Origin of the sequence: Roseovarius sp. THAF27 (genome assembly GCF_009363655.1) — a bacterium.
GTDB lineage: Bacteria > Pseudomonadota > Alphaproteobacteria > Rhodobacterales > Rhodobacteraceae > Roseovarius.
Window position 1 is genome coordinate 1,196,481 of record NZ_CP045393.1, and the last position, 15,524, is coordinate 1,212,004.

The 15,524-nt window shown below is 67.3% G+C and carries 16 protein-coding genes; 10 read left to right on the forward strand and 6 right to left on the reverse strand.

Going from position 1 to position 15,524, the window contains the following annotated elements:
- Positions 1–73 precede the first annotated feature (73 nt).
- From FIU89_RS06000 to FIU89_RS06015, 4 genes are all read left to right on the forward strand, one after another.
- Positions 74–667 (forward strand): heme NO-binding domain-containing protein, encoded by a 594-nt coding sequence (locus FIU89_RS06000; protein ID WP_152491760.1) that lies wholly within the window; start codon positions 74–76, stop codon positions 665–667.
- Entirely contained in the window at positions 664–1,713 is a 1,050-nt protein-coding gene (locus tag FIU89_RS06005) for a GGDEF domain-containing protein (protein WP_254701801.1), read from the forward strand. The genes FIU89_RS06000 and FIU89_RS06005 overlap by 4 nt, the downstream gene beginning before the upstream one ends.
- Before the next feature lie 80 nt (positions 1,714–1,793).
- Positions 1,794–2,807 carry an NAD-dependent epimerase/dehydratase family protein gene (locus FIU89_RS06010; RefSeq protein WP_152491761.1) on the forward strand — a complete coding sequence of 338 codons (1,014 nt, stop codon included), beginning with the start codon at positions 1,794–1,796 and terminating at the stop codon, positions 2,805–2,807.
- 118 nt (positions 2,808–2,925) lie between these two features.
- A complete protein-coding gene (locus tag FIU89_RS06015) occupies positions 2,926–4,542 on the forward strand; it encodes a SulP family inorganic anion transporter (RefSeq protein WP_254701859.1) in 1,617 nt (538 codons plus the stop codon).
- A 312-nt stretch (positions 4,543–4,854) separates the two neighbouring features.
- Here the strand turns inward: FIU89_RS06015 and FIU89_RS06020 are convergent, their stop codons facing one another.
- Positions 4,855–5,463 carry a flavin reductase family protein gene (locus FIU89_RS06020; RefSeq protein ID WP_152491763.1) on the reverse strand — a complete coding sequence of 203 codons (609 nt, stop codon included), beginning with the start codon at positions 5,461–5,463 and terminating at the stop codon, positions 4,855–4,857.
- A 96-nt stretch (positions 5,464–5,559) separates the two neighbouring features.
- Here FIU89_RS06020 and FIU89_RS06025 point away from each other — a divergent pair, with 96 nt between their 5' ends.
- Positions 5,560–6,045 carry a GNAT family N-acetyltransferase gene (locus FIU89_RS06025; protein WP_152491764.1) on the forward strand — a complete coding sequence of 162 codons (486 nt, stop codon included), beginning with the start codon at positions 5,560–5,562 and terminating at the stop codon, positions 6,043–6,045.
- A 31-nt stretch (positions 6,046–6,076) separates the two neighbouring features.
- On the forward strand, positions 6,077–6,865 hold the full coding sequence (locus tag FIU89_RS06030; RefSeq protein WP_152491765.1) for an EcsC family protein: 789 nt from the start codon (positions 6,077–6,079) through the stop codon (positions 6,863–6,865).
- Between the two features lie 39 nt (positions 6,866–6,904).
- Here FIU89_RS06030 and ptsP read toward each other — a convergent pair whose 3' ends face one another.
- The 5 genes from ptsP to FIU89_RS06055 all read right to left on the reverse strand — a co-directional run bounded on the left by ptsP (position 6,905) and on the right by FIU89_RS06055 (position 12,491).
- A complete protein-coding gene (gene ptsP, locus FIU89_RS06035; protein WP_254701802.1) occupies positions 6,905–9,178 on the reverse strand; it encodes a phosphoenolpyruvate--protein phosphotransferase in 2,274 nt (757 codons plus the stop codon).
- Between the two features lie 232 nt (positions 9,179–9,410).
- On the reverse strand, positions 9,411–10,649 hold the full coding sequence (locus tag FIU89_RS06040; protein ID WP_152491766.1) for an aspartate kinase: 1,239 nt from the start codon (positions 10,647–10,649) through the stop codon (positions 9,411–9,413).
- Between the two features lie 138 nt (positions 10,650–10,787).
- Complete coding sequence (locus FIU89_RS06045) at positions 10,788–11,432, reverse strand: SDR family NAD(P)-dependent oxidoreductase (RefSeq protein WP_152491767.1); 645 nt, start codon at positions 11,430–11,432, stop codon at positions 10,788–10,790.
- A gap of 63 nt (positions 11,433–11,495) precedes the next feature.
- Positions 11,496–11,942, reverse strand: coding sequence for a DUF1178 family protein (locus FIU89_RS06050; RefSeq protein WP_152491768.1), 447 nt, complete (start codon positions 11,940–11,942; stop codon positions 11,496–11,498).
- A gap of 78 nt (positions 11,943–12,020) precedes the next feature.
- Positions 12,021–12,491, reverse strand: a complete 471-nt coding sequence (locus FIU89_RS06055; RefSeq protein WP_152491769.1) for an NUDIX hydrolase — start codon at positions 12,489–12,491, stop codon at positions 12,021–12,023.
- Positions 12,492–12,727: 236 nt separating this feature from the next.
- Here FIU89_RS06055 and modA point away from each other — a divergent pair, with 236 nt between their 5' ends.
- The 4 genes from modA to FIU89_RS22210 all read left to right on the forward strand — a co-directional run bounded on the left by modA (position 12,728) and on the right by FIU89_RS22210 (position 15,517).
- Positions 12,728–13,450 (forward strand): molybdate ABC transporter substrate-binding protein, encoded by a 723-nt coding sequence (gene modA / locus FIU89_RS22435; protein ID WP_254701803.1) that lies wholly within the window; start codon positions 12,728–12,730, stop codon positions 13,448–13,450.
- On the forward strand, positions 13,447–14,151 hold the full coding sequence (gene modB, locus FIU89_RS06065; RefSeq protein WP_152491771.1) for a molybdate ABC transporter permease subunit: 705 nt from the start codon (positions 13,447–13,449) through the stop codon (positions 14,149–14,151). Before modA ends, modB begins: the two co-directional genes overlap by 4 nt.
- Positions 14,148–15,254 carry a molybdenum ABC transporter ATP-binding protein gene (gene modC / locus FIU89_RS06070; RefSeq protein ID WP_152491772.1) on the forward strand — a complete coding sequence of 369 codons (1,107 nt, stop codon included), beginning with the start codon at positions 14,148–14,150 and terminating at the stop codon, positions 15,252–15,254. The genes modB and modC overlap by 4 nt, the downstream gene beginning before the upstream one ends.
- Positions 15,255–15,355: 101 nt before the next feature.
- The gene (locus tag FIU89_RS22210) at positions 15,356–15,517 is read left to right on the forward strand and encodes a hypothetical protein (protein ID WP_172978037.1); all 162 of its coding nucleotides are present in this window, start codon (positions 15,356–15,358) and stop codon (positions 15,515–15,517) included.
- Positions 15,518–15,524: the final 7 nt, after the last annotated feature.

A 15,524-nucleotide genomic window follows, 5' to 3' on the forward strand; every position in this document is an offset into this window, starting at 1 on the left:
TAGCGACAATTGGAAACGTCCACGGCTTGTTAACGCCGTTCTGCAAAGGCTTTGCCGGAAGCAGGAGCGTGACATGCACGGGCTGATCAACCGGGCCATCGAACTTTTCATCCGCGATACCTATGGGCAGGACACCTGGGGCGAGGTGGCCGGCCGGTCGGAGCTGGTGCCACAGGACTTCGAGGCGATGCTGGACTATCCTGACGCGGTGACGCGGGACGTGCTGGCCGGGGTGTCGCGGGTTCTGGACAAGCCCGAGGCCGCGATACTGGAGGATATCGGCACCTACCTGGTGTCGCATCCCACCGCCGAGGCGCTGCGGCGACTGCTGCGGTTTTCCGGCACGGATTTCACCGATTTCCTGCATTCCCTGGATGATCTGCCGGCGCGGGCGCGTCTGGCGGTGCCGCAACTGATCCTGCCGCCGATCGAGTTGCACGATCACGACGGGCACAGGTTTTCGGTCGCCGTCGGCGCGGGGCGGTCCGGCGGATTGTCCTTTGGTTACGTGCTCTTGGGGTTGCTGCGGGCGATGGCGGACGATTACGGCGTGCTGGTGACGCTGGATCACAAGGGGCGCCGCGACGGGGTCGAGACCATCGAGGTGCGCGTGCTGGAGACGGCCTTTGCCCGGGGGCGGAGCTTTTCGCTGGGGGCGGCCCTGTGACGAGCGACAGGAGCGCGGCGTCGGGGACGCTGCTGGATGTGCTGTGTCCGATGCACCTGGTGCTGGATGCGGACGGGCGGATCGTCCATGCGGGACCCACCGCGCAAAAGGTCCTGGGCCCTGCGGGCCCGGTCGGCCGCGCGTTCCTGGAGCTTTTCGACGTGAAGCGGCCCCGCCTGGCGCCGGGGGTGGCGGGCCTGCGCGCGGCGGTGGGCCGACGGCTGCACTGCGTGTTGCGCGGCGCGCCCGGAATCGAATTGAAAGGCGTCGCGGCCCCCTTGCCAGGGGACCGGGGGATCGGGCCGCCGGGCGGATTGATCGTGGACCTGTCCTTCGGGATCGGCCTGATCGACGCCGTGGGCCGCCACGACCTGACCAGCCGCGATTTCGCCGCGACCGACCTTGCGGTCGAGATGCTGTACCTTGTCGAGGCGAAAGCGGCCGTCATGGACGCCTTTCAGAAACTGAGCCAGCGGTTGCAGGGCGCGAAGGCCGCGGCCGAGGAAGAGGCCCATACCGACACTCTGACCGGATTGCGCAACCGCCGTGCGCTCGACCCCGTGATCCGCCGCCTGATCGCGCGCGGCGCGGATTTCACGCTGATGCATCTGGACCTGGATTACTTCAAGTCCGTGAACGACACGCTGGGCCATGCGGCGGGCGACCATGTGCTGCGCCGCGTGGCGCGCATCCTGCGCGAGGAAACCCGCAGCGAGGACACGGTCATTCGCGTCGGCGGGGACGAGTTCGTTCTGATCTTCGCCGAGGCACCTTCGGACGCGCGGCTGGCCGAGCTGGCGCGGCGACTGATCCGGCGGCTGGAGGAACCCTTGAGCATCGGCGGCGAGATGGCGCGGATTTCCGGCAGCATCGGGACCACGCGCAGCGCGAACTACGCCACGCCGCGGCTGGCGGTGATGATGGACGATGCCGACCTTGCGCTTTATGCCGCGAAAGAGGCCGGGCGGGGCTGTCACGTGGCCTTTGCGCCCGACCTGCGCCGCGCGGTCGCGCGGCATACCGTCGATGCCGCGACGGGCGACTGAGCACGGGCCGGGGTCTTGTGCAACGGGACCGTGCCCTTTAACCGTTGGGCGCAAATCGGGGCAAGACGGACAGCGGTCATATGACACGGGTCTTCATCACCGGCACCGCCGGGTTCATCGGCTTTCACCTGGCCAGGCTGCTGCTGGACGAAGGCATGGTCGTGCACGGCTTTGACGGGCTGACGGACTACTACGACGTGCGGCTGAAGGCGCGGCGGCACCAGATGCTGTTGCAATCGCCCGAGTTCAAGGCGCACGAGGCGATGCTGGAGGACGTGGCGGCGCTGGACGACGCGGTCGATGACTGCGCGCCCGACATCATCGTGCACCTGGCCGCCCAGGCCGGCGTGCGCTACAGCCTGGAGAACCCGCGCGCCTATATCGACGCCAACGTGGTGGGCACGTTCAACGTGATGGAGGCCGCACGGCGGCACGAGGTGCGCCATCTGCTGATGGCCTCGACCAGTTCGGTCTACGGGGCCGAGACCGACATGCCCTATGCCGAGACGCAGAAGGCCGACACGCAGATGACGATCTATGCCGCCACCAAGAAGGCGACCGAGGCGATGGGCCATTCCTATGCCCACCTGTGGAACCTGCCGACGACGATGTTCCGCTTTTTCACCGTCTACGGGCCCTGGGGGCGGCCCGACATGGCGCTTTACAAGTTCGTCGACGCGATCCTGGAGGGGCGTCCCATCGACGTCTACAACCACGGCGAAATGTACCGCGATTTCACCTATGTCACCGACCTGGTGCGCGGCATCCGCCTGTTGATGGACGCAGCGCCGGTGCGGCCCGACCGCCCCGAGGACATCGCCGAGGGCGACAGCCTGTCGCCGGTGGCGCCCTACCGGGTGGTCAATATCGGCAATTCCGACAGCATTCGCCTGACCGATTTCGTGGACGCCATCGAGGCGGCGCTGGGCATGACCGCCGAGCGCAACCTGATGGACATGCAGAAGGGCGACGTGCCCGCCACATGGGCCGACGCCAGCCTGCTGCACAGCCTGACCGGGTATCGCCCCGATACGGATGTGCGCGACGGCGTGAAGCAGTTCGTGGCGTGGTTCCGCGAGTATTACGGCAAGTAATTCCGCCACGTTCATGGCGGGGTCCTGAAATTGGCAATGGTCAAACGGGCGGGTTCGCGTTAGGGGGACGCTCGCGCGAAAAATACCATTCAGGATACCCCCCGTGAAACGCACCTTGCTGGCCGACTGGGCCAAACGCTTCGATCTGTCCGAACTGAGCCTGACGCCCGGAGAGCGGCTGAGCCCGACGCGGCTGCGGATCGAGCTGTTGTCGGGGCTGACCGTGGCGCTGGCGCTGGTGCCCGAGGCGGTGGCGTTCGCCTTTGTCGCCGGGGTGCATCCGCTGGTGGGGCTTTACGCGGCCTTCATCGTCGGGCTGATCACCGCGCTGATCGGCGGCCGGCCCGGCATGATCAGCGGGGCCACGGGCGCGCTGGCCGTGGTGATGGTGTCGCTGGTGGCGCAGCATGGGGTGGAATATCTTTTCGCCACGGTCGTTCTGATGGGGATCTTGCAGATGACGGCGGGGGTCTTGCGCTGGGGCAAGTTCATCCGGCTGGTGCCGCATCCGGTGATGCTGGGCTTCGTCAATGGGCTCGCCATCGTGATTTTCCTGGCGCAACTGGGCCAGTTCAAGGTGCCAGGCACTATGGAGAACACCGGCCACGGGATGAGCGGTGGCGAATGGCTGTCGGGCGCGCCGCTTTACACCATGCTGGCGCTGGTGGCGCTGACCATGGCGGTGGTCTGGCTGATGCCGCGCGTGACCAAGGTGATCCCGGCGCCGTTGGCGGGCATCGGGCTGGTGGCGGGGATCGTCGTGGTGTTCGGGCTGGACGTGCCGCGCGTGGGCGACCTCGCGTCGATCCAGGGCGGATTGCCGCCCTTCCATGTTCCGACCGTGCCGCTGACGCTGGAGACGTTCGAGATCATCCTGCCCTATGCCGTGATCCTGGCCGCCATCGGCCTGATCGAGAGCCTGCTGACCCTGAACCTGGTGGGCGAGATGACCAACAAGCGCGGCGGGGCAAGCCAGGAATGCATCGCGCAGGGCGTGGCCAACACCGTGACCGGGTTCTTCGGCGGCATGGGCGGCTGCGCCATGATCGGCCAGTCGATGATCAACGTGAGATCGGGCGGGCGCACGCGGATCGCGGGGATCTGCGCGGCGGTGTTCCTGCTGATCTTCATCCTGTTCGCCTCGCCGCTGATCGAGCAGATCCCGCTGGCCGCCCTGGTGGGTGTGATGTTCATGGTGGTGATCGGGACGTTTGCGTGGAACTCGCTGCGCATCCTGCGGAAGGTGCCCTTGTCGGACGCGCTGGTGATCGTTCTGGTGACGGTGGTGACGGTGCAGTACGACCTGGCCATCGCTGTGGTCGTGGGCGTGATCGTGTCGGCGCTGACCTATGCCTGGAACAACGCCAAGCGCATCCATGCCATCACCGGCAAGGAAATGGACGGCACCAAGGTCTATCGCGTGCAGGGGCCGCTGTTTTTCGGCTCGGCCAGCGGGTTCGTTGAGCTGTTCGATCCCGACAGCGATCCCGACAAGGTGATCGTGGACTTCGCCGAAAGCCGGGTCGTGGACCAGTCGGCGTTGCAGGCCATCGAGGCGGTGGCGGGCAAGTACCTGGCGGCGGGCAAGCGGTTGCAATTGCGGCATCTGACACGGGATTGCCACCGGATGCTGAACAAGGCCGGGCACCTGATGGTCGACAGCGACGACGACCCCGATTACGGGCTGGCAGTGGATTACGACGTCAAGACGGGGGTCCTGGGCGCGGGGCATTGACGGTCTGCCGGGGCGGGGCGCGTGGGTTTTCACCCACCCTACGTAACGGTGCATCCCGGACTTGATCCGGGATCTCCTTGCCATCTTGGTCCCGGGTCAGGCCCGGGACGGCGCCCGCGTCCTGCACTTGCGCGCGGAGTCAAGGCACGGCTCTGCCGTGCCGCCGCGCATCGCCGGGCCGCCCCAACGGCACGGCGATTTGGTACAGCTTGGTGCTCCGCTCGCAGGTGTTTCGGATTTGGCAGCGATAAAGCGCTTTAGATGGGCCGTTGGATCGCCGCACCGCGGCCCGGCAATGCGCGGCCGGTCTCTTCAGTTTTCCCCCGGACGCGCGAGGGCGAATTTCTCGCGCACCACGGTGTAATCCTTGTAGCCCATCCGCGCGAGCGGGTTGAAGCTGAGCACGTCGAAGATGCCGTCCTTCAGGCAGTCGTCGCGGATGTAGACGCCGGTGACCTCGCCGAACACCACCTTGTTGGCCTCGCCGGGCAGGTCGACGATCTGCGTCAGCTTGCATTCTAGCGCTGCGGGCGCGGCGGCCACGCGGGAGCAGGGGATGGTCTCGCAGGCGGCGCGTTCGAGGGCGGCATCGGTGAACTCGTCGGTGTCCCTGGGCCAGGGGCCCGAGGTCCGGTTCATCGCGTCGCGCAGGGCGTATTCCACGATGTTCACGCAAAAGACGCCGGTGTCGCGGATATTGGCGACGCTGTCCTTGGTGTCGCCCCGGTCAGGCTTGGTCGAGGTCGAGGAGAACATCACCTGCGGCGGCACATAGGCCACGGCGTTGAAGAAGGAATAGGGCGCGAGGTTTTCCGCACCGTCGCTGCCGCGGGTGGAGATCCAGCCGATGGGCCGGGGTGCGACGATGGCGTTGAACGGGTTGTGCGGCAGGCCGTGGCCGTCTTCGGGGCGGTAGAACATGAGCAACTTTCCGGGTTGGGACGAATGCGTTTGGACATAGGCCTAAACGCGTGCTACGCGACGATCCACCTGTTTTTCGAAGGATAATGCGCCCCCGTGTACGAGTTGCACCAAGAGACACGCGAGGACTGGTGGGAGGTCGAGGCGCTTTATGACCTGTGCTTTGCGCCCGGACGCGAGGCGCTGTCGTCCTACCGGCTGCGCGAGGGCGTGGCGCCGGTGGCGGCGCTGTGCCTGGTGGCGCGCGACGAGGGGGGCATCCTGGCCGGGGCGATCCGGGTCTGGCCGGTGCGGATCGGCACGGCGCGGGCGTTGCTGGTGGGCCCCATCGCGGTGCACCCGACGCGGCAGGGCGAGGGCCTGGGCGGGTACCTCATCCGCGAGGCGTTGCGGATCGGGCATGAGGCCGGCTGGGACAGGGCGATGCTGGTGGGGGACGCGCCCTATTACGCGCGGTTCGGGTTTACCCGGCTGGACAAGGTGAAGATGCCGCCGCCCACCAACCCCGAACGGGTGCTCGGATACGCGCTGACCCCCGGGGCCTGGGACGGGATTGCCGGTAAAGTGGTGCGCGACGCTTGAAAATGCGGGCGCGGTGCCCGATCTTTCAGGTATGGGCAAGAGAACCTATTCCGAGATTTTGCCGGCGGCGATTGATGCGACCGCGGTGGAGGCGCGCCTGAAGGCGCTGGCCGAGCGGCATCGGCGGGCCGGAAATGTCGGCATCCAGGTGCTCAACATGATCGGCAGCCAGGCGGAAGGCCTGTTGTCGCGCCTGCCGGCGCCGGTACGGTCGCGGCTGGACGACAGCACCGAGCGGGCGCTGCGGCTGGCGATGGACACGGCGCACCGCTCGCGCGGATACGTGGCTGAGAGCCCTGGCTGGCTGAGCCGCGCGATGACCACGGCGATGGGGGCGGCGGGTGGCGCGGGCGGACTGCCGACGGCGCTGGCGGAACTGCCCGTCACGACGACGGTGCTGCTGCGCGCGATTCAGGACGTGGCGGCGGAATACGGCTTCGACCCGGACGAGCCGGGCGTGCAATACGACTGTATCAAGGTATTCGCTGCAGCCGGGCCGTTGGACCACGACGACGGCAGCGATCTGGCCTTTCTCAGCACCCGCGTGGCGGTGACCGGCAAGGCGGTTCAGGCGCTGGTGGCCAAGGTCGCGCCACGGCTGGCCACCGTGCTGGGCCAGAAGCTGGCGGCGCAGACGGTCCCCATCCTGGGGGCGGCGGCGGGGGCCGCCACGAATTACGCCTTCACCAGCTATTACCAGCAGATGGCGCATGTGCATTTCGGCCTGCGCCGCCTGGCCATAGAGGCCGACCGCGACCATGCCGAACTGCTGGAGGATTTTCGCGAACTGGTGGCGCTTCCGAGCGTCAAGCGCGCCTGAGGGCCGGGCCGGAGAAAATTCGTACGAATTTTCTGCGGCTCAGAGCTTGCCCTTGAGGTAGTCCATGACCGCCGGACGGACCGATTGGTCGCCCGCGATGCGCACACCGTCGATCACCTCGTAGAGCTCCTCCAGATCGACCCGGCGAAGGATGGATTTCACCGGCCCGATGGAGGCCGGGCGCATCGAGAGGCTGCGGAGGCCGATCGCGGCAAAGCAGGCGGCCTCGACCGGGCGGCCGGCATCCTCGCCGCAGAAGCTGAGCGGCGTGTCATGCGCCTCGCAGCGTTTCACGATGGATTCGATGAAGGTCAGAAAGCTGACGTTTAGCGTGTCGTAGCGCCGCCGCACCAGTTCGTTTTCGCGGTCGGCCGCGAAGAAGAACTGCTTGAGGTCGTTGCCGCCGATCGAAAGGAAATCGACCTCGTTGTAGAAGGCGTCGGGCGCGAAGGCCAGCGACGGCGTTTCCAGCATCGCGCCGACCTCGATGTCCGAGGGCAGGGGGTGGCCCAGGATACGTTCGCGGTCCAGCGCCTTCTGCATCTCGGCATTGGCGGCGGAAAACTCCTCTCGCTGGGCGACGAAGGGGAACATCACCGACAGGGGGCGGCCCTTGGCGGCGCGCACGAGCGCTTGCAGCTGCATGCGCATGACGCCGGGCTTGTCGAGCGCCACGCGCACCGCGCGCCAACCGAGGGCGGGGTTGGGCTCGTCCACCACCTTCATGTAGGGCAGCACCTTGTCGGAGCCGATGTCGAGCGTGCGGAAGCAGACGCGCTTGCCGCGGGCGGCGTCCATGACGTGGGAATATAGCTCGCTCAGTTCCGAGCGGCGGGGCATGTGGGCGCGCACGAGAAACTGAAGCTCGGTGCGGAAGAGGCCCACGCCTTCGGCGCCCGAGCCTTCGAGGCTGGGCAGGTCGGCCATGAGGCCGGCGTTCATGTGAAGCGCGAGCCGGGTGCCGCAGAGTGTTTCCGCCGGTTTGTCGCGGATCGAGGCGTAGCGTTCCTGGGCCTGCGCCTGCATCGCCATCTTGTCGCGGAAGGCTGTGACCACGTTGTCGTCGGGGCGCAGGTGCACGATGCCCTGATCGCCGTCGACCATGATGAAATCGCCGTTGAGCGCCTCGTTGGTGATGCGGCTGGCGTGAATGACCAGCGGGATCGCCAGCGCGCGGGCGACGATGGCGGCGTGGCTACCGACCGAGCCTTCCTCGAGCACAATGCCGCGCAGTTTGCGCCCGTAATCCAGCAACTCGCCGGGGCCGATATTGCGGGCGATCAGGATCGGGTCGTCGGGCATTTCCGCCCCGGTTTCCGACCCCTGGCCGGTGAGGATGCGCAAGAGGCGGTTCGAGAGATCGTCAAGGTCGTGGAGCCGGTCGCGCAGGTAGGGGTCGGTGACTTGCGTCATCCGGGCGCGGGTGGTGGATTGTTCCTTTTCCACCGCCGCCTCCGCCGACAGGCCGCGTGCGATGTCCTCCTCCATCCGCTTCATCCAGCCCTTGGAATTGGCGAACATGCGGTAGGCTTCGAGCACCTGGAGCTGTTCCTTGTCGCCGGTGGCCGCCGTCGAGAGCATGCGGTCGACGCCCACGCGCAGGGTGTCCACGGCCTCTTCCAGACGTTCCAGTTCGCGGTTGGGATCCTCGGCGATGGGGTTGGTGACCACGACGCGCGGCTCGTGCAGCCAGACATGGCCCTGCGCGGCCCCTTCCTGGGCGATGCCGCCGCGGAACAGGACGGGCTGCTGGTGGCGGGCCGACATGGCCGCACCTTCGCCGACGAAGGCGCCCAGCTCGGCCATCTCTGCGATGACCATGGCGACGACCTCGACCGCGTAAAGCTCCTCGTCGGAATATTCGCGGGCCTGCTTGGACTGGACCACCAGCACGCCCAGGGTTTCGCCCAGCCGCTGGATCGGGACCCCCATGAACGAGCAATAGGCCTCTTCCCCGGTTTCGGGCATGTAGCGAAAGCCGCGGGCGGCGGGCGCGTTGTCGGTGTTGACAACCTTGCCGGTGCGCGCCACGCGGCCTACCAGGCCCTCGCCCAGCTTCATCCGGGTCTGGTGCACGGCGTCGCGGTTGAGACCTTCGGTGGCGCAGAGCTCCAGCGTGTCCTCGTCGCGGAAGAGGTAGATCGAGCACACCTCGGTGCGCATTTCCTCGGCGATGAGCGCGGTGATCGCGTCGAGCCGGGCCTGTCCGGCGGCGTCCTCGGCCATGAGCGCGCGCAGGCGCGAGAGCATCTGGCGGCTGTCCGTCTCGATATGATCGCCGGAAGGTGACATGGCGTTCGGAAGCCTTTCCATTGGGCCGTTCTGGCCGGAGCCGGGACGTTTAAATCACAGGTTGCCGGCATTGTGAAATGGCAATGTCACGCGGCGACGCGCGGGGCGGCGCAGCCCGGTGAATTGCCTCTATATTGCCCGATCGGTGTCGGATCGCGCTTGTCCCTGCCGCAAGAGCGGGCCGGCGCGGGGCTGTCGAAAGCGGGCGTGCCGTCGCTGGCGCTGCCCCGCCGCAGGGCGCCGGGGCGGCCCGTCAGGCGGTCTTGTCCAGCTCGAACGCGTCATGCAGCGACTGCACGGCCAGTTCCATGTACTTGCGGTCGATCAGCACCGAGATCTTGATCTCGGAGGTCGAGATGACCTTGATGTTGATGCCTTCGTCGCGCAGCGTCCGGAACATCTTGGCGGCGACGCCCGACTGGCTGCGCATGCCGATGCCTACGGCCGAGACCTTGGCCACGTTGGTGTCGGCCACGAGGTCGTGAAAGTTGATCTCGCCCTTTTCCTTGGCGCCCTTGAGCGCCTTTTCGGCGCGGGCCACCTGGTTGGTGGGGCACGAGAAGGTCATGTCGGTGCGGCCTTCCTCGGAAATGTTCTGGATGATCATGTCCACGTTGACGCCCGCGTCCGACAGCGGCCCGAAGATGGCGGCGGCGATGCCGGGCCGGTCGGCGACCGAGATAAGGGTCATCTTCGCCTCATCGCGGGAATAGGCGATGCCGTTGACCACGTTTGATTCCATGATTTCCTCCTCGGCGCAGACCAGGGTCCCTGCGTCGTCCGATTGTTCCTCGAAACTTGATAGCACGCGCAGGCGCACGTTGTAGCGCATCGCCAGCTCGACCGAGCGGGTCTGCAGGACCTTGGCGCCGAGCGAGGCCAGTTCCAGCATCTCCTCGAAGGCGATCTTGTCGAGCTTGCGCGCCTTGTCGGTGATGCGCGGGTCGGTGGTGTAGACGCCGTCGACATCCGTGTAGATGTCGCAGCGTTCCGCGCCGAAGGCGGCGGCGAAGGCCACCGCTGTCGTGTCCGAGCCGCCCCGGCCCAGCGTGGTAATCCGGCCCTCGGGGCTGACGCCCTGGAAGCCCGCGACCACGGCGACCTGCATGCCTTCGCCGAACTTGGCGTTGATGTTGTCGGTGGGGATTTCCTCGATCCGGGCGGCGGAGTGGGACGAGTTCGTCCTGAGCGGCACCTGCCAGCCCTGCCAGCTGCGCGCCGGGATGTCCATTTCCTGCAAGGTCAGGGCCATCAGACCGGCGGTCACGGCCTCGCCCGAGCTGACCACGGCGTCGTATTCGCGGGCGTCGTAGAGCGGCGAGATCTCGTCGACCCAGCCCACTAGTTCGTTGGTGCGCCCGGCCATCGCCGAGACGATGACGATCACGTCATAGCCCTTGGCCACCTCGACGCCCACGCGTTTCGCCGCGCGGCGGATGCGGTCGATATTGGCCACCGAAGTGCCGCCGAATTTCATCACGAGCAGGGGCATGGCTGCGTCCTTGGGTCAGATCGCAGGTGCTTTACGCGGGTGCGCGGGGAAGGGCAAGAGCGGAGCGTGGGTCGGGCGCGGCCAGGAAAATTCGTACGAATTTTCCTGGGCATTTTCTTCGGTGAAGAAAATGGCGCGTCAGAACGGGTGGTCCTGGCCGTCCCAGGTCTTGAAACAGCCGGTGCTGTCGGTGTCGAGCGCATCGAAACGGTCGATCAGGCCCGCGGCGGCCTCGTCCACCGAGATGTCCGCGCTGTCGCCGCCCATGTCGGTGCGCACCCAGCCGGGATGGTAGATCCCGACCGCAAGCCCCAGGGGCGCCAGGTCCTTCGACAGGTTGCGCCCCAGGTTCAGGGCGGCCGCCTTGGAGGCGCGGTAGATGTAGCTGCCGCCGGGCGCGCGTTCGTGGCTGGCCATCTGGCTGGAAATGATGGCAATCCTGCCCGCCTGTGCCGCCTGCAGGCAGGGCAGCAGGGTTTGAACGGTCAGGAAGACCCCGGTCACGTTGGCGGCGAAACTGTCCGCCCACATCTTGGCCGGGTAGCCGTCGGGCAGGGTCTCGCCCTTGTCAAGATAGACGCCGGCGTTGCAGATCAGCAGATCCACCGGCGCGCCGTCGAGCCGCGCGGCGAAGGCGCGGTGACTGGCCGGGTCGGTCACGTCGAGCGTGTATTCGGCCTCGGGGTCGCGGGATGTGCCGGTGACGTCGTCGCCCCGGGCGGCATAACCCTTGGCGAGGGCGGCGCCGATGCCGCGGTTGGCGCCGGTTATGACAACATGCATGGCAAGGCTCCTTGGGGTCGCGGTGGGGGTCTGCGCCATGCCGGGGGGCGGCATTGCGAGAGGCTAGTTCGACTTTCGGCTTGGAACGAAGGGCAGGGGCAGGATCGGCACGCCGTCCTCGATCAGCTTTCGGGCTTCCTCGGGTTTCGCCTCGCCATGAATGGGGCGGTCCGGGGTGACGCCGTCATGCATGTCGCGGGCCCGTTTGGCGAAACTGGTGCCGACATATTCGGAGTTTTCCTCGACCTGCCGTTTCAGGGCCTCAATGGCGCGGGCGCGGTCGTCGGTGGGGGCGGAAAGGCCGCCGCCTGCCGACGGGGCTTGCTGGGCCGGGGCGGCGTTTCGGCTGGCGCGGACACTGGGGGCCATCATCGCCTTTTCCACCGAGCCGTTTCCGCACACGGCACAGGACACCATGCCGGCGGCGTCGAGCTTGTCAAAGGCCGCAGCCGACTGGAACCAGCTTTCGAACTGGTGGTCATTCTTGCATTTCAGGGTGAACTTGATCACCGTTCCGCTCCGCTATCCGACGTGTAACAAATAGGCAAAATCCCGGTACAATCAAGCAGAAGCGCGGTGCCGGGCGATTTACAACTTGCGCGGGTCGAAGGTTTTCAGCAGGTGCGCAAGCTCGGGCTCATTGACCCGTTTCGCGGCCTTCTTGAGGCTCATCCAGCGGCGTTTGCGCTGTCCGGCCTCGGGGAAATCATCGGTCAGGGCGTTGACCTTCACCGGGTAGACCATGACGACGCACGGCAGCTTGTCAACGGTGCCGACGCCCTTGGAATAGGAAAAGAGCGCAAGGCACGGGCCCGCAATCTTGCCGCGCACGCCGGCCTCTTCCCAGGCTTCGCGCAGGGCGCTGTCGCCGGGGGTCTTGCCTTCGATCGGCCAGCCCTTGGGGATGATCCAGCGCCCGGTGCGCCGGGAGGTGATCATCAGGACCTGCGGCTGGCCCGCCTTCATCCGGAAACACAAGGCGCCGAACTGGGTGCGCACGTCGCGCTTGTCGGGAATCTGCAGCGCCAGGGGAAGCTGATCTTTGCTGTGTAGGGTCATCGGGTTCTCTCCTGCCCGTCTGCTCAGACCGGAATGTATATACGAAGTATTAGCACGATTTTATTCGATTCACATGAATTTTCCATGATAGCCGCGCATTTCCTTGCCGCGATGCAGCGCGCCGTCGGGTCCGAAACGTAAATGGTGCTGTGCCACGGCTCTTGTGTCGCCTCCGCAGGTGCAGGATACTTGCGCCGATGTTACGCATTTTCGGCCTTCTGACAATCATTTGCACGATGCTGGCGACGATCGCCCCGGGGCGGGCGGATGCGCCGGTCACCATTTTCGCCGCCGCGTCCCTGCGCGGGGCGCTCGATGCCGCGCTGGAGGGGGCAGAGACGCACGTGCGCGTGTCCTATGGCGGGTCGGGCACCATGGCGCGGCAGATCGCGCAGGGAGCGCCCGCGGACGTGGTGATCCTGGCGAACGTGGCCTGGATGGACTGGCTGCAGGAGCAGGCCCTTGTGGACGCCGGCAGCCGCCGGGACCTGTTGGGCAACCGGCTGGTTCTGGTGGGCCCGAAAGGCGCGGCGCCTTTGGACCGCGCGGATGCCGCCGCGCTGACGGGCAGGCTGGCCGGGGGGCGGCTGGCCGTGGGCCACACCGAGGCCGTTCCGGCGGGCATCTATGCCAGGGAATGGATGCAGGCGGCGGGCCTTTGGCAGGCGCTGCGCCCGCAACTGGCCGAGAGCGAGAACGTCCGCGCGGCGCTGGCGCTGGTGTCGCGCGGCGAGGCGCCGCTGGGCGTCGTCTATGCCAGCGATGCGCAGGCCGATCCGGGCGTCGTGGTGCTGGCGGAGATCGACGCGCGCCTGCACGCCCCGATCGTGTATCCGGCCGCCCTGATTGCGGGGCGCGACAGCGAGGCCGCACGCGGGGTGCTGTCGCATTTGCAGCGCGACGCGGCGCGGCAGGCGTTCGAGCGGCATGGATTCGTGGTGCTTGGGGACGATCGGTGACCTTTGGCCTGACCGAAGCGGAATCCGCGGCGCTGGCGCTGTCGCTGAAGGTGTCGTTCTGGGCGGTGCTGGTCAGCCTGCCGCTGGCTGTCGCGATGGCCTGGGTACTGGCGCGCAAGCGGTTCCCGGGCAAGGCGCTGCTAAGCGCGCTGGTGCATTTGCCGCTGGTCCTGCCGCCGGTGGTCACGGGGTATCTTCTGCTTTTGACCTTCGGGATGAACGGGGCGGTGGGCCGGGTGCTGGCCGACTGGGGGATCGTGTTCGCCTTTCGCTGGACCGGCGCGGCGCTGGCGGCGGGGATCATGGGATTTCCGCTGATGGTGCGGGCGATACGGCTGGCGATCGAGGCGGTGGACCCCAGGCTGGAAGAGGCGGCGGAGACGCTGGGCGCGGGCCGGATGGCGCGGTTTCGCACCGTGACGCTGCCGCTGATCGCGCCGGGCATCCTGGCGGGCGTCGTGCTGGGCTTTGCCAAGGCGATGGGCGAATTTGGCGCGACCATCACGTTCGTGGCCAACATCCCCGGTGAGACGCAGACCTTGCCGTCGGCGATCTATGCCTTTCTGCAGGTTCCGGGCGGGGAGACGGCGGCGATCCGGCTGGTCGTGCTGGCGACCGTCGTGGCGCTGGGCGCGGTGCTGGTGTCGGAATGGCTGGCCCGGCGCGTGGCGCGGCGCATCGGTCAGGACGTGACGCGATGAGCCTGAGCGTCGAGATCGGGCATCGATTTCCGGGGCTGGAGCTGGACGTGGCGTTCGAGGCCGGGGCCGGGGTGACCGCGCTTTTCGGGCCATCGGGTGCGGGGAAATCCAGCGTCGTCAATGCCATCGCCGGATTGCTGCGTCCCGATGCCGGGCGGATCGCGCTGGACGATACGGTGCTGTTCGACGGCAAAGGGGGCGTGCACGTGCCGGCGGCGCGCAGGCGCATCGGCTATGTCTTTCAGGACGGGCGGCTGTTTCCGCATATGAGTGTCGGGGCGAATATCGAATACGGCGCCCGCTTTGCGCCCGGTGGGCTGGACCGGCCCGAGATGGGGCGGGTCGTGGGGCTGTTGGGGCTGGAGGCGCTGCTGGGCCGGCGACCCGGCACGCTCTCGGGCGGGGAGAAGCAGCGGGTGGCGCTGGCGCGGGCCTGGCTGTCGCGGCCGCGCCTGTTGTTGATGGACGAGCCGCTGGCGGCGCTGGACGAGCCGCGCAAGGACGAGATCTTTCCCTATCTGGAGCGGCTGCGGGACGTGGCGCAGGTGCCGATCGTCTACGTTTCGCACAACCTGGCCGAGGTGGCGCGGCTGGCAGATGACCTGGTGGTGATGCAGCGCGGGCAGGTGGTGCTGTCGGGCAGGGCCGAGGCCGTGCTGAGCGATCCCAAGGCGCTGCCCCTGGTTGGCGTGCGCGAGGCCGGGGCGATCCTGCCGGCGCGGGTGGCCGAACACGGGGCCGACGGGCTGAGCCGCCTGGTGCTGTCGGGCGGGGAGTTGCTGCTGCCCGGCGTCACCGCGCCCGAGGGCAGCATGATCCGGCTGCGGGTGCTGGCGGGGGACGTGCTGCTGTCACAGGCGCGGCCCGAGGGGTTGTCGTCGCACAACCTGCTGCCGGTCGGGGTCGTGGCGCTGCATCGCGGGATGGGGCCGGGGGTGGCGGTTCAGTTGCGGGCGGGCGATGACATGTTCCTGGCGCGCATCACCCAGAGGGCGGCGTCGGAGATGGGCCTGGCCCCCGGCAAGGCCTGTTTCGCGATCCTGAACGCCACCGCGATCCCGCGCGGCAGCATCGGCGGTGCCGTGCCCTCGCAGGCAGGGTAGATCCTGCGAGTTGACATTTCTGACTAAATCGATCAGAAATTAGGTCAAGCCAGCCGGATCGGTCAGCCACCCCCTGAAATCGCAAGCAATGGAGCGCGATCATGCATGTGATCCGACAGACAGAATCGGCAGGCCTGGAGCCGCGGCACGCGGGCGTGCCGGACGTGAACTTTCCCCTTCTCGGGTCGGCGATGGCCAGCGGGCTGTGCCTTGACCTGATGATCGAACGGCTGCTGGAACGCGCCGGGGAGGTCCGGGCATGATCCGCGC

Coding starts and splice junctions, on each gene's coding strand:
- FIU89_RS06000 (WP_152491760.1), top strand. CDS start 74: ATGCACGGGCTGATCAACCGGGCCATCGAACTTTTCATCCGCGATACC.
- FIU89_RS06010 (WP_152491761.1), top strand. CDS start 1,794: ATGACACGGGTCTTCATCACCGGCACCGCCGGGTTCATCGGCTTTCAC.
- FIU89_RS06020 (WP_152491763.1), bottom strand. CDS start 5,463: ATGTTCTACCGCCCCGAAGACGGCCACGGCCTGCCGCACAACCCGTTC.
- FIU89_RS06030 (WP_152491765.1), top strand. CDS start 6,077: ATGGGCAAGAGAACCTATTCCGAGATTTTGCCGGCGGCGATTGATGCG.
- ptsP (WP_254701802.1), bottom strand. CDS start 9,178: ATGGAAAGGCTTCCGAACGCCATGTCACCTTCCGGCGATCATATCGAG.
- FIU89_RS06040 (WP_152491766.1), bottom strand. CDS start 10,649: ATGCCCCTGCTCGTGATGAAATTCGGCGGCACTTCGGTGGCCAATATC.
- FIU89_RS06045 (WP_152491767.1), bottom strand. CDS start 11,432: ATGCATGTTGTCATAACCGGCGCCAACCGCGGCATCGGCGCCGCCCTC.
- FIU89_RS06055 (WP_152491769.1), bottom strand. CDS start 12,491: ATGACCCTACACAGCAAAGATCAGCTTCCCCTGGCGCTGCAGATTCCC.
- modA (WP_254701803.1), top strand. CDS start 12,728: ATGCTGGCGACGATCGCCCCGGGGCGGGCGGATGCGCCGGTCACCATT.
- modC (WP_152491772.1), top strand. CDS start 14,148: ATGAGCCTGAGCGTCGAGATCGGGCATCGATTTCCGGGGCTGGAGCTG.
- FIU89_RS22210 (WP_172978037.1), top strand. CDS start 15,356: ATGCATGTGATCCGACAGACAGAATCGGCAGGCCTGGAGCCGCGGCAC.